The sequence below is a fragment of the Nocardioides sp. N13(2025) genome (assembly GCF_051912545.1).
Classification (GTDB): domain Bacteria; phylum Actinomycetota; class Actinomycetes; order Propionibacteriales; family Nocardioidaceae; genus Nocardioides.
In genome coordinates this window covers 667,969-681,031 of record NZ_CP196809.1, presented here as the reverse complement: position 1 = coordinate 681,031, position 13,063 = coordinate 667,969, and the positions used below count along the sequence as shown (strand labels likewise).

Below are 13,063 nucleotides of genomic sequence, written 5' to 3'. Positions count from 1 at the left end.
CAAGCGGCCGCACGCACGTCGGATGCCGCCACCTTCGCCGGCGACACGTCGGATGCCGCCACCCCCAGCCGGCGCGGGTCGGAGGCCGAGCGGCGATCAGATACGCGCCACGGTCAGCCCGACCGCGGCGCGCCGCGTCTCACTCGACCGGCAGGCCGAGGCCCCGGGCGATGAGCATGCGCTGGACCTCCGAGGTCCCCTCGCCGATCTCGAGCACCTTGGCGTCGCGGTAGAAGCGGACGACCGGGTACTCCTCCATGAAGCCGTAGCCGCCGAAGACCTGCGTCGCGATGCGGGTAGCGGTGACGGCCGACTCCGTGGCGTAGAGCTTGGCGACGGCGGCGGCCTGCTTGAAGGCGCCCATCGAGACCGACTGGCCGGCGTCCATCGCGTCCTTCATCGCGGCGGCCTTGTAGGTCAGCAGGCGCGAGGCGTCGAGCATGACCTGGAGGTCCGAGACCTGGAACGCCAGGCCCTGCTTGCGCCCGATCGGGCCACCGAAGGTCTGGCGCTCGCCCGCGTACTGCAGCGACATGTCCAGGCACGCCTGGATGCAGCCGACCGCGAGCGCGGCGATCGCGACGCGACCGTCGTCGAGCGTGGCGAGGAACTGGGCGTAGCCGCGGCCGCGCTCGCCGAGCAGGTTGGCCTCGGGCACGCGCGCGTCGGCGAATGACAGCGGGTGGGTGTCGGAGGCGTGCCAGCCGAGCTTGTCGTAGGCCTTCTCGGCGGTGAAGCCGGGCGTGTCCGAGGGGACGATGATCGTCGAGATCTCGGGACGACCGCCGTCGCGCTCCCCGGTGCGGGCCGTCACGGTCACCAGCGAGGTGATCGAGGAGCCCGAGTTGGTGATGAACTGCTTGGCGCCGTTGACGACCCACTCGCCGTTCTCGAGCACGGCCTTGGTCTTCGTCGCGCCAGCGTCGGAGCCGGCACCCGGCTCGGTCAGGCCGAAGCCGGCCAGCTTCTCACCGGCGACCAGGTCGGGCAGCCAGGTCTGCTTCTGCTCCTCCGTGCCGTAGGTGAGGATCGGGTTGATGCCCAGCCCCACCGCGGCCTCGAGCGTGATGCCCATCGACTGGTCGACGCGGCCGATCTCCTCGATCGCCAGGCACAGCGACGTGAAACCGCCGTCCTCGCCGGCCATCCCGGCACCGCCGAACTCCTCCGGAGCCGTCAGGCCCATCAGGCCGAGCTTGCCCATCTTCTGCACCACGTCGGTCGGGAAGTGGTGCTCGCGGTCCCACTGCGCGGCGTGGGGCGCGATCTCGGCCTCCGCGAAGTCGCGGACGCTGCGACGGAACTGCTCGTGCTCGGGGGACAGCTCGAAGGTCATGTCCCGCACCCTAGCCCCAGAGGTTAGCGATCGCTAACCCCCGGGAGGTCGAGGGGTGGGCGGATTCCAGCGTCCCACCTCAGGGGGTCTAGAGTTAGGCGAGCCTAAGCAAAGTAAGGACATCCCCCGTGACGACTTCCCCGCGCCGTTCGGCCCTGCGCGCCAGCGTGACCCTGGCCGCCACCCTCCTGACCGCCTCGACCCTGTCGGGCTGCGGTGTGTTCGGCTCCCCGGACCTGGTGATCTACAACGCCCAGCACGAGGAGCTGCTCGACGAGATCGTGCCGCTCTTCGAGGAGGAGTCCGGCCTCGACGTCGAGCTGCGCAGCGGCAAGGACCTCGAGATGGCCAACCAGATCGTCGAGGAGGGCGAGGACTCCCCCGCCGACGTGTTCCTCACCGAGAACTCGCCGGCGATGACCATCGTCGACAACGCCGGCCTGTTCGCCGAGCTGCCCGAGGCCGCCACCGCGTCCATCCCGGAGGAGTACGTCCCTGCGGACCGCACGTGGACCGGCTTCCTGGCCCGCTCGACCGTCGCGATGTACAACACCGACTCCATGACCGAGGCCGACATGCCCGCCTCGATCCTCGACTTCGCCAAGCCGGAGTGGAAGGGCCGCGTGGCCTTCTCCCCCACCGGCGCGGACTTCCAGGCGATCGTCTCCGCAGTCCTCGAGCTCGAGGGCGAGGAGGCCACCCGCACCTGGCTCGAGGGCCTGAAGGCCAACGGCGTCATCGTCCAGAACAACCTCGTCGTCATGCAGTCCGTGGACTCGGGCGAGGTCGACGCCGGCATCGCCTACCACTACTACTGGTACCGCGACCGCGAGGAGAACGGCACCGACTCCGACAGCTCGGCGCTGCACTTCTTCGGCAACCAGGACCCCGGCGCGTTCCTCAGCATCTCCGGCGCCGGCATCCTCGCCAGCAGCGAGCACCAGGAGGCCGCGGAGGAGTTCGTCACGTGGCTGACCGGCACCGACGCGCAGCAGGCGATGGCCGAGTCGTACGCCCTCGAGTACCCGCTCAACCCCGACGCCAGCCTCAACCCCGACGTCAAGCCGTTCGACGAGCTCGAGCCTCCCCAGGTCGACGTGGCGAGCCTCAACGGCCCGCAGGTCACCGACCTGATGACCGCGGCAGGCCTGCTCTGACCGGGTCCCTCACGACCACCGGTCGTCGGACACCGCCCCTGCTGCTCGCAGCGGGGGCGGCGGTCGCGCTGCTGGCACTCGTGCCGCTGGGCTACGTGGCCACCTACGTCGTGATCATCGGGCCCGGCGACCTGTGGCAGCTGGTGGCCCGTCCGCGGATCGCGGAGCTGCTGCGCAACACCGTCACGCTCGCCGCCGCCTGCATGGCCGCGAGCGCCGTGCTCGGCGTCGCGCTCGCTGTCCTCGTCGAGCGCACCGACCTGCCGGGGCGCCGGCTCTGGCACGGCCTGCTCGTCGCGCCCCTCGCGGTGCCGGCCTTCGTCAACGGCTACGCGTGGGTCTCCCTCGACCGCAGCGTCCACGGGTTCGGCGGGGCCTTCCTCGTCGTCACGCTGTCCTACTACCCCCTCGTCTACCTCCCCGTCGTCGCGATGCTCCGCCGCCTCGACCCCGCGCTCGAGGAGTCGGCGTGGTCGCTGGGCCACTCGCGCGCCCGCACGTTCCGCACCGTGGTGCTCCCCCAGCTGCGTCCCGCCCTGCTCGGCGGCGCGCTGCTCGTGGGCCTGCACCTGCTCGCCGAGTTCGGCGCGCTGTCGCTGCTGCGCTTCCCGACCTTCACCACCGCCATCTACGACCAGTACGGCTCGACCTTCAACGGCGCCGCCGCCACCGCGATGGCCGGCGTGCTCGTCCTGCTGTGCCTGTTCCTGCTGCTGGCCGAGCTGCGGTTGCGCGGCAACCGCCGCTACGCACGGCTCGGCCGTGGCGCCGCCCGCGGCTCCGTGCCCCAGGCCCTCGGCCCGTGGCGCTGGCCCCTCCTCTCCACGGTCGGCGGCGTCGTCGTGCTCGCCATCGGCGTGCCCGCCTTCTCGCTCCTGCGCTGGCTCGTGGTCGGCACCTCGACCGAGTTCCCGATGGCCGACCTCACCCGGGCCCTCGTCGCCACCATCGTGCTCGCCCTGGTCGGCGCGGCGGTCACCACGCTCGCCGCGGTGCCGGTGGTCTGGCTCGCCGTGCGCCACCGGGGCTGGGCCTCGACGGTGATCGAGCGCAGCACCTACGTCGCCAACGCCCTGCCCGGCATCGTGGTCGGCCTCGCGCTGGTGGTGGCCTCCCTGCGCCTGGTGCCCGCCGTCTACCAGACCGCCGGCCTGCTCGTGGCGGCGTACGCCATCCTCTTCCTGCCGCGGGCGGTGGTGACCGTGCGTGCCGGGCTGGAGCAGGCACCCGCGGTGCTCGACGACGTCGCGCACAGCCTCGGCGTCGGCCCCCTCGCCACCGCGCGCCGCGTCACCCTGCCGCTGATCGCGCCCAGCCTCGGCGCCGGCGCCGCCCTCGTCTTCCTGGCCATCTCGACCGAGCTGACCGCCACCCTCATGCTCTCCCCGATCGGCACCCGCACGCTGGCCACCGAGTTCTGGTCGGCCTCCTCGGAGCTGCGCTACGGCGCCGCCGCGCCCTACGCGCTGCTGCTGGTGCTCGTCTCCATCCCCGCGACGGTGCTGCTCATGCGCACCGACAGCCCGACGACCCAGACGGAGAAGGTGCCTGTATGAGCTCCCTGACCATCACCGGCGTCACCAAGTCGTTCCCCTCGACGAGCCCCGGGCAGGCACCGACCCGCGCGGTCGACGACGTCACGCTCCACGTCCCGCACGGCTCCTTCACGACCGTGCTCGGCCCCTCGGGCTGCGGCAAGACCACGCTGCTGCGCCTGATCGCCGGCTTCCTCGTGCCCGAGTCCGGCAGCATCGCCTTCGGCGACACGGTGGTCGTCGGCGACGGCGTCCGCTCGATGCCCCCGCAGACCCGCCGGGTCGGCTACGTCCCGCAGGAGGGGGCGCTCTTCCCGCACCTCGACGTGGCCGCCAACATCGCCTTCGGCCTGCCCAAGGAGGCCCGCGGGTCGCGCGGCGACGACCGCGTGGCCGAGATGCTCGACCTCGTCGAGCTGCCCGCCGACTTCCGCGACCGTCGGCCCGACGAGCTCTCCGGTGGCCAGCAGCAGCGCGTCGCCCTGGCCCGGTCCCTCGCACCCCAGCCCGCCGTGGTCCTGCTCGACGAGCCCTTCTCCTCCCTCGACGCCAGCCTGCGCGGCAGCACGTCGCGGGCCGTGCGCCGCGCGCTCGAGGCCAGCAACACCACCGCCGTCCTCGTGACCCACGACCAGAACGAGGCCCTCTCCCTGGCCGACCAGGTCGCGGTGATGCGCGGCGGCCGGCTCGTGCAGTCGGCGCCCCCGAGCCAGGTCTACCTCTCCCCGACCGACCCGCAGGTCGCCGAGTTCGTCGGCCGCGCGGTCGTGCTGCCCGGCACCGCGCGCGACGCGCACGCCACCTGCGCGCTGGGCGAGGTCGTGCTCACCGAGCCCGCCGACGGGCCGGTGTCGCTGATGATCCGCCCCGAGCAGGTCTTCATCGACGTCGGGCACACCGAGGGCCACAAGTCCGTCGGTGTCCGCGGCACGGTGGAGGAGGTCAGCTACTACGGCCACGACTGCGCGGTGCAGGTGCGCCTCGACGACGGCACCTCCGTGCTCTCCCGCATGTCCGGCGTGCTGCACCCCTCCGCCGGCGACACCGTCCACCTGCGCGTGACCGGGCTGGTCCGCGCCTACCGCCCGGTCGGGTCGCCGTGACGGTCACCTCCCCCCAGCCCGCACTGCTCCGGAGCCGGCACCCGGCCCCGGTGCTCGACCACGCCCGCTTCGGTGGCATGCCGGCCGTGGTGGCCGACGACGAGGTGCTCAGCCACGCCGACCTCGCCGACCGCGTGGCAGCGCGGGCCCGGTCGTGGGGGCCGGCGCGCCGCCTCGTCCTGGTCGAGGGCGCCAACACCCTCGACTCCCTCGTCGCCTACCTCGCCGCGCTCCAGCACGGCCACGTCGCCCTCGTCGTCCCCGACGGCAGGCAGGCCCAGCGCGAGGCGATCGTGGCGGCCTACGACCCCGACATCATCTGCACGACCGGCGCCCGCGACGACGTACGCCGCCCCGAGAGCGCCCACGACCTCCACCCCGACCTGGCCCTGCTGCTCAGCACCTCGGGCACCACCGGCTCACCCAAGCTCGTGCGCCTCTCCCGCGCCAACGTCGCCAGCAACGCAGCGGCGATCGCCGACTACCTCGCCCTCACCCCTGCCGACCGCGCGATCACCGCGCTGCCGCTGCACTACTGCTACGGCCTGTCGGTGCTGCACTCCCACCTCGTCGCCGGCGCCAGCGTCGTGCTGACCGGGCTCAGCGTGGTCGACGAGTGCTTCTGGGAGCTGTTCGCCCGCACCGGAGCGACCAGCTTCGCGGGCGTACCGCACACCTTCGACCTCCTGGCCACCAGCGGCTTCGAGGCGCGCGACCTGCCGAGCCTGCGGCAGGTGACCCAGGCCGGCGGTCGCCTCGACCCCGACGACGTACGCCGCTGGAGCCGGTTCGGACGCAGCCGCGGGTGGGACCTCGTCGTGATGTACGGCGCCACCGAGGCCACCGCGCGGATGGCCTACCTGCCGCCCGACCTCGCCGAGGACCACCCCGCCGCCATCGGGGTCGCCGTGCCCGGCGGCCACCTGCGTCTCGACGAGAGCGTCGACGAGCGCCCCGGCGTCGGCGAGCTCGTCTACTCCGGCCCCAACGTGATGCTCGGCTACGCCCACGCGCCCGCGGACCTGGCGCTGGCGGGTGGCGGCAGCGAGCTCCGCACCGGCGACCTCGCGCGACAGGTCGACGGGCTCTTCGAGGTGGTCGGGCGCCGCAACCGCTACGGCAAGGTGTTCGGCCTGCGCCTCGACCTCGACGCCGTGGAGGGCCATCTCCGCGCCGAGGTCGACCGCCGGGCCCGCGTGGTGGCCACCGACCGCGCGGTCCACGTGTTCCTCACCACCGGTCGCCGCAGCGCCGCGGCACGCGCCCTGACCGCGAGCCACTGCGGGGTGCCCGCGCACGCCGTCCACGTGACCGTGCTGGCCCAGCTGCCCCTGACGAGCAACGACAAGACCGACTACGCCGCGCTCGCTCGACTGGCCGCGCTGTCGGAGCAGGACGAGGCGGACGCACCGGCCGCGGTCTCGACCCATCCCGTGCGCGCCGACTTCGTCCGGGTGCTCGGCCGCCCCGATGCCGCCGACGGCGACTCGTTCGTCGACCTCGGCGGCGACTCGCTGTCCTACGTCGAGCTCGCGACCCGGCTCGCGGACCACTTCCCCCAAGGGCTGCCGACCGGATGGCACACCCTGGGCATCGGCGAGCTCGAGGACCGCCGCCGCGCGACGACGACCGTGAGCCACGACGCCGAGGCGGAGCCTGCGCGCCCGCGGCGGGTGCGGCTGGACACCACCGTCGCGCTGCGCGCGCTCGCGATCCTGTTCGTGGTCGCCAGCCACGTCGACCTCGTCGCGCTCGAGGGCGGGGCACACCTGCTGCTGGCGCTCGCCGGCTTCAACTTCGCCCGCTTCCAGCTCTCCGCGGCCGGTGACGCCGGCACCCGGTTGCGCCACGGGCTGTCCGGCCTCGCCCAGCTCGTCGTCCCCTCGGTGCTCTGGGTCGGCGCCGCCGCGCTCGTCCTCGGCAGCTACGACCTCACCACCGCCCTCTTCGTGCGCGAGCTCGTCAACAGCTCGGAGTGGGACGACCAGTGGCAGCTGTGGTTCCTCGAGTCGCTGGTGTGGATCACGGCCGGAGCGCTCGCGATCACCTCCCTGCCGGCGCTGCACCGGCTCGAACGACGTACGCCGTTCCGCTTCGCGCTCGCGGTCCTCGCCGTGGCCGCGGTCGCCCGCTTCGCCGAGGTCGGCTTCCGCGCCGGCCCCACCCAGCGCTACACGACCCTCGTCGTCGCCTTCTTCTTCGTCCTCGGCTGGGCCGCGGCGCGAGCCACGACCACGCGGCAGCGCCTGCTGGTCACGGCCCTCGCCGCCGCGCTGACCGTCGGGTTCTTCGGCCAGGTGCACCGCGAGGTCATCGTGCTGGGCGGCTTCCTTCTCATGCTGTGGGTGCCCCACGTCCGGCTGCCGTCCTGGCTCGCGCGGGCCGCCGGCGTCCTGGCGGGCGCCAGCCTGTTCATCTACCTGACCCACTGGCAGGTCTACCCCGCCCTCGAGGACGCCGGCCACCAGTGGCTCGCACTCGGTGCGTCGCTGGCCGTCGGCATCACCTACGGGCGCCTCGTCCGTCCCGTCCATCAGGCTGTCGGTCGGGCCGTGCTCGGCTCGCGGTAACCTGCCCAGCGGTACGCATCCCGGCGCCGCTGAATTCCGACCGCACCGCTGATCCAGGAGTCCTCGCGTGAGCTTGAAGAAGGTCCTCATCGCCAACCGCGGCGAGATCGCCGTCCGCGTCGTCCGCGCCTGCAAGGACGCCGGCATCGGCTCCGTGGCCGTGTACGCCGACCCCGACCGCGACGCGCTCTTCGTGCGCCTCGCCGACGAGGCCCACTCCCTCGGCGGCGCGACCCCGGCCGAGTCCTACCTCGACATCGAGAAGATCATCAAGATCGCCGCCGACTCAGGCGCCGACTCGGTCCACCCCGGCTACGGCTTCCTCGCCGAGAACGCCGACTTCGCCCAGGCCGTCATCGACGCCGGGCTGATCTGGATCGGCCCCCCGCCGGCCGCGATCGAGGCCCTCGGCGACAAGGCCAAGGCCAAGCACATCGCCGACAAGGCGAAGGCTCCCCTCGCGCCGGGCACCAAGGACCCCGTCAAGGACGCCGACGAGGTCGTGGAGTTCGCGAAGGCCAACGGCCTGCCCGTCGCGATCAAGGCCGTCTTCGGCGGCGGCGGGCGTGGCCTCAAGGTGGCCCGCACGCTCGAGGAGATCCCCGACGCCTACGAGTCCGCGGTCCGCGAGGCCGTCACCGCGTTCGGTCGCGGCGAGTGCCTGGTCGAGAAGTTCCTCGACAAGCCCCGCCACGTCGAGACCCAGTGCCTGGCCGACCAGCACGGCAACGTCGTCGTGGTCTCGACCCGCGACTGCTCCCTGCAGCGCCGCAACCAGAAGCTCGTCGAAGAAGCGCCGGCCCCCTTCTTGACCGACGAGCAGCTCTCCGAGCTCTACGAGTCATCCAAGCGGATCCTCACCGAGGCCGGCTACTACGGCGCCGGCACGTGCGAGTTCCTGGTCGCCCAGGACGGCACCATCTCCTTCCTCGAGGTCAACACCCGCCTCCAGGTCGAGCACTGCGTCTCCGAGGAGGTCACCGGCATCGACCTCGTCCGGGAGATGTTCCGCATCGCCGCCGGCGAGGAGCTCGGCTACGGCGACCCCGAGATCCGCGGGCACTCCATCGAGTTCCGCATCAACGCCGAGGACGGCGGCCGCAACTTCATGCCCGCCCCCGGCACCCTGACCCGCTGGCACGCGCCTGCCGGCCCGGGCGTACGCCTCGACGGCGGCTACGACCAGGGCGAGACCATCCCCGGCTCGTTCGACTCCCTCATCGCCAAGCTCATCGTCACCGGCAAGGACCGCACCCAGGCCCTCGAGCGCTCGCGCCGCGCCCTCGACGAGTTCGTCGTCGACGGCATGCCCACCGTCATCCCGTTCCACCGCGCGGTCGTCTCCGACCCGGCCTACATCGGCGCCTCCACGCCGTCCGGCGAGGGCGAGTTCAGCGTCTACACGCAGTGGATCGAGACCGAGTTCGACAACCAGATCGAGCCCTACGCCGGCGAGGCCGGCGAGGCCGACGAGGCCGGCGAGCGGCAGAAGGTCACCGTCGAGGTCGGCGGCCGCCGCCTCGAGGTCGTCCTCCCCGCCGGGCTCGGCGGGCTGGCCGTCGGCGCCGGCAACGGTGGCAACGGCGCAGGCAAGAAGGCCAAGCGCTCGGCGAAGAAGGCCGGCGCCGCGGCGTCCGGCGACTCCGTCACCTCACCCATGCAGGGCACCATCGTCAAGGTCGTCGTCGAGGAGGGCCAGGAGGTCGCCGAGGGCGACACCATCGTTGTCATGGAGGCCATGAAGATGGAGCAGCCCCTCAAGGCCCACAAGGCCGGCACCGTCACCGGCCTCCAGGCCGAGGTCGGCGCCACCGTCACCAACGGCGCCGTGATCTGCGAGATCAAGGACTGAACCTCTGAGCGGTGCCCCAGCCACATCCTGCGACCTCAGGACGTGGCTGGGGCACCGCTCATTTCGCGTGTGATTTAGATAGCGAGCGCTCGCTTTCTATGTCACACTCGTCCGCATGGCGACCACTGAGCGACGTACGCAGGCGCAGCGCCGCGAGGGCACGATCGCCGCACTCCTCGAGGCGACGGCGACGTGCCTCGCGGAGCGCGGGTACGCCGCCACCTCGACCGCCGCGGTCAGCGCGGAGGCCGGCGTCAGCCAGGGCGCGCTCTTCCGACACTTCCCCACGCGGCAGGCGCTGCTGGTCGCGACCGCGGACCACGTCGCCACGCGCAACGTCGAGGCCTTCCGCGCGCTCGGCGACCTCGGCGTCGACACCGCCGACGAGGTGACCGCGGTGCTCGGCCACCTGCGTACGCTCGTCCTCTCCCCGGCCAACCAGACGTGGCGCGAGCTGCTCGTCGCTGCCCGGGCGGACGCCGACCTACGCGCCGCGCTCCGGCCCGCGCGCGAGTCCCTGCAGGCGCAGATGCTCGAGGCCGCGGCCGACCTCTGGCGCGACCGGCTCCCTCCCGACGACCTCGCAGCCGTGCTGAGCATCGTCGTCAACATGCTCGACGGGCTGGCCTTCTCCGCCCTCGACCCCGACCCCGCCGCCGCCCCCGGCCGCACCGTCGAGCGCGCCCTGCGCCTGCTCGCCGAGATGATCGTCCGCCACTACCCCGAGGACCCCGCATGACTCACCCCGATCCCACCGACGACTTCACCCCCGACGTCATCGTGGTCGGTGCCGGCCTCGCCGGCCTCGTCGCCACCCACGAGCTCGCGCTGGCGGGCAGGCGCGTCCTTGTCCTCGACCAGGAGAACCGCCACAACCTCGGCGGGCAGGCGTGGTGGTCACTCGGGGGCCTCCTCTTCGTGGACAGCCCCGAGCAGCGACGGATGGGCATCAAGGACTCCCTCGAGCTGGCGTGGCAGGACTGGCAGGGCTCGGCCCAGTTCGACCGCCTCGGCGACGGCACCGACGGACCCGGCCGCGGCGAGGACTACTGGCCGCAGCAGTGGGCGAAGGCGTACGTCGACTTCGCCCACCGCGAGAAGCGCGACTACCTGCGCGCCCTCGGCCTCCGGTCGCTCCCCTTCGTCGGCTGGGCGGAGCGCGGGGACGGCCGCGCCACCGGCCACGGCAACTCCGTGCCGCGCTTCCACCTGACCTGGGGCACCGGACCGGAGGTGGTGCGGATTTTCGCCGAGCCCGTGCAGCGCGCCGAGGCCCAGGGGCTCGTACGCCTCGCCTTCCGCCACCAGGTCGACGAGCTCCTCGTCGAGGACGGCGCGGTCGTGGGCGTGCGCGGCACCGTGCTCGCCGACGACGACGCCGAGCGGGGCGTGAGGTCCAGCCGGTTCACGGCCGGCGCCTTCGAGCACCGCGCACCCGCGGTCGTCGTGACGAGCGGCGGGATCGGCCACAACCACGAGCTGATGCGCCGCAACTGGCCGACCGAGCGCGTCGGCGCAGCGCCCGAGCACCTGATCTCCGGCGTGCCCGCCCACGTCGACGGCCGGATGCAGGGCATCGCCGAGGAGGCCGGCGCGACGATGGTCAACAAGGACCGGATGTGGGCCTACGTCGAGGGCATCCACAACTGGGACCCGGTCTGGCCGGACCACGCCATCCGCATCCTCCCCGGCCCGTCGTCGATGTGGTTCGACGCCACCGGCAAGCGGCTCGAGGGCATGTCGGGAGTCCCCGGCGCCGACTCGATCGGCGCGATGAGGCAGATCCTCGCCACCGGCCACGACTACTCGTGGTTCGTGCTGACCCAGTCGATCATCGAGAAGGAGTTCGCCCTCTCCGGCTCCGAGCAGAATCCCGACATCACCGGCAAGGACCTGAAGTTCCTCGCGAAGAGCCGCCTCGCCAAGGGCGCGCCCGGCCCGGTCGAGTCGTTCAAGGAGCACGGCGTCGACTTCGTCGTGGCCGACACCCTGGCCGAGCTGGTCACCGGGATGAACGCGCTGGCCCGCGGTCCCGAGCTCGCCACCGACGACCTCGAGCGGCAGATCGTGGCCCGCGACCGCGAGGTCGACAACGCCTTCTCCAAGGACATCCAGGTGATGGCGATCCACAACGCCCGGCGCAGCCGCACGGACAAGCTGATCCGGGTGGCCAAGCCGCACAAGGTCCTCGACCCGAGCCACGGCCCGCTCATCGCCGTACGCCTCAACATCCTGTCCCGCAAGACGCTCGGCGGGCTGGAGACCGACCTCGACGGCCAGTGCGTGGCCGCTGACGGCTCCAGGGTGCCCGGCCTGTACGCCGCGGGCGAGGTCGCCGGCTTCGGCGGCGGCGGGGTGCACGGCTACAACGCGCTGGAGGGGACGTTCCTCGGGGGCTGCATCTTCTCCGGCCGGACAGTCGGGCGGGCGCTGGCCCGCTGATCGCTGTGCTCGTCGCCGGCCTGGCGCGAGCGGGCACTTCCTCGCGCTGAGGAGGCTCGACCGGGCACTTCCTCGCGCTGAGGAGGCTCGACCGGGCACTTCCTCGCGCTCAGGAGGCTCGACCGGGCACTTCCTCGCGCTCAGGGCGAGCCGGGCGCCTCCCGCTCACCGCGATCCAGCGCGAGGAAGTGCCCGCTCACCGCGATCCAGCGCGAGGAAGTGCCCGCTCACCGCGATCCAGCGCGAGGAAGTGCCCGCTCGGCAGGTGGGGCGCTGGACGTTAGCGAAGGCCGACCGTCGCGACGAGCGCCTGCAGGTGGTGCTCGAAGATGTCCTTCGGGTCGGTGAAGGTGTCCGGCCCGTACTGCCCGAACACCTCGAACGAGACGCAGCCGAAGAGCGCCGCCCACGCGAGGAGTCCCCGGGCGATCAACGCGTCGGGGGCGGTCAAGCCCATCTCGCGCCGGATCCGGGAGAGGTCGCGAGAGAGCCGCCGCGGAGTGATCGGTGACTCGTCGAGCTCGACCACACCCGCCTGCCAGGCGTCCTCCCAGACCTCGACGAGGCGGCCGATCACCCGGGTGCCCGGACCGGTGGTGCGCTCGGCCGGCGCCTCGTAGCCCGGCACCGGACTGCCGAAGAGCAGGGCGTACGTCGCCGGCTCGGCCAGTGCCCACGCACGCACGGCCCGGCCGATCGCCCGCATCCGGCCGGCGTGGTCGGAGCGGCCGACCTTCGCGAGGGCCGTGTCGACGGCGTCGCCGAGCTCGTCGTAGCCATCGACCACCAGCAGGGTCAGGAGCTCGTCGCGGCTCGCGACGTAGCGGTAGACAGCCGAGGAGACGACCCCCAGGTCGCGCGCCACCGCGCGCAGCGAGAGAGCGGCCGCGCCGTCGGTCGCGAGGTGCTCGCGTCCGATGCTGACGATGTCGCGCATCGTCTGCTCGCGTGCCCGAGCACGGGGCGTGGTGTCAGTCATGTCCGTCAGTGTCGCATAGACGCGAGCAGCAGTGTCGAAAGAGAGCGGTGCTCTTGCATTTGTTCGACATGCGGTGCACGATGGACAAA

Annotated in this window: 9 protein-coding genes; 7 read left to right on the top strand and 2 right to left on the bottom strand. The window is 72.5% G+C overall.

Annotation, left to right across the window (positions count from 1 at the left end; genetic code table 11):
* Positions 1–139: 139 nt before the first annotated feature.
* Positions 140–1,336, bottom strand: coding sequence for an acyl-CoA dehydrogenase family protein (locus tag ACS3YM_RS03265; RefSeq protein WP_439938645.1), 1,197 nt, complete (start codon positions 1,334–1,336; stop codon positions 140–142).
* A gap of 128 nt (positions 1,337–1,464) precedes the next feature.
* On the opposite strand from ACS3YM_RS03265, the gene ACS3YM_RS03260 reads away from it, so the two are divergent.
* The 7 genes from ACS3YM_RS03260 to ACS3YM_RS03230 all read left to right on the top strand — a co-directional run bounded on the left by ACS3YM_RS03260 (position 1,465) and on the right by ACS3YM_RS03230 (position 11,995).
* Positions 1,465–2,493, top strand: a complete 1,029-nt coding sequence (locus tag ACS3YM_RS03260; RefSeq protein ID WP_439938644.1) for an iron ABC transporter substrate-binding protein — start codon at positions 1,465–1,467, stop codon at positions 2,491–2,493.
* Positions 2,494–2,573: 80 nt separating this feature from the next.
* Entirely contained in the window at positions 2,574–4,049 is a 1,476-nt protein-coding gene (locus ACS3YM_RS03255; RefSeq protein ID WP_439938643.1) for an ABC transporter permease, read from the top strand.
* Complete coding sequence (locus tag ACS3YM_RS03250) at positions 4,046–5,131, top strand: ABC transporter ATP-binding protein (protein WP_439938642.1); 1,086 nt, start codon at positions 4,046–4,048, stop codon at positions 5,129–5,131. The genes ACS3YM_RS03255 and ACS3YM_RS03250 overlap by 4 nt, the downstream gene beginning before the upstream one ends.
* Positions 5,128–7,701 carry an AMP-binding protein gene (locus tag ACS3YM_RS03245; protein ID WP_439938641.1) on the top strand — a complete coding sequence of 858 codons (2,574 nt, stop codon included), beginning with the start codon at positions 5,128–5,130 and terminating at the stop codon, positions 7,699–7,701. The genes ACS3YM_RS03250 and ACS3YM_RS03245 overlap by 4 nt, the downstream gene beginning before the upstream one ends.
* Before the next feature lie 67 nt (positions 7,702–7,768).
* Positions 7,769–9,553, top strand: a complete 1,785-nt coding sequence (locus ACS3YM_RS03240; protein ID WP_439938640.1) for an acetyl/propionyl/methylcrotonyl-CoA carboxylase subunit alpha — start codon at positions 7,769–7,771, stop codon at positions 9,551–9,553.
* Between the two features lie 115 nt (positions 9,554–9,668).
* A complete protein-coding gene (locus ACS3YM_RS03235; protein WP_439938639.1) occupies positions 9,669–10,292 on the top strand; it encodes a TetR family transcriptional regulator in 624 nt (207 codons plus the stop codon).
* Entirely contained in the window at positions 10,289–11,995 is a 1,707-nt protein-coding gene (locus ACS3YM_RS03230; RefSeq protein WP_439938638.1) for an FAD-binding dehydrogenase, read from the top strand. Before ACS3YM_RS03235 ends, ACS3YM_RS03230 begins: the two co-directional genes overlap by 4 nt.
* A gap of 280 nt (positions 11,996–12,275) precedes the next feature.
* Here the strand turns inward: ACS3YM_RS03230 and ACS3YM_RS03225 are convergent, their stop codons facing one another.
* Complete coding sequence (locus ACS3YM_RS03225; RefSeq protein WP_439938637.1) at positions 12,276–12,974, bottom strand: TetR/AcrR family transcriptional regulator; 699 nt, start codon at positions 12,972–12,974, stop codon at positions 12,276–12,278.
* Positions 12,975–13,063 lie beyond the last annotated feature (89 nt).

Excerpts from the sequence above, each read along its gene's own strand:
- ACS3YM_RS03265 (WP_439938645.1), bottom strand. The coding sequence starts at position 1,336 with ATGACCTTCGAGCTGTCCCCCGAGCACGAGCAGTTCCGTCGCAGCGTC.
- ACS3YM_RS03250 (WP_439938642.1), top strand. The coding sequence starts at position 4,046 with ATGAGCTCCCTGACCATCACCGGCGTCACCAAGTCGTTCCCCTCGACG.
- ACS3YM_RS03235 (WP_439938639.1), top strand. The coding sequence starts at position 9,669 with ATGGCGACCACTGAGCGACGTACGCAGGCGCAGCGCCGCGAGGGCACG.
- ACS3YM_RS03230 (WP_439938638.1), top strand. The coding sequence starts at position 10,289 with ATGACTCACCCCGATCCCACCGACGACTTCACCCCCGACGTCATCGTG.
- ACS3YM_RS03225 (WP_439938637.1), bottom strand. The coding sequence starts at position 12,974 with ATGACTGACACCACGCCCCGTGCTCGGGCACGCGAGCAGACGATGCGC.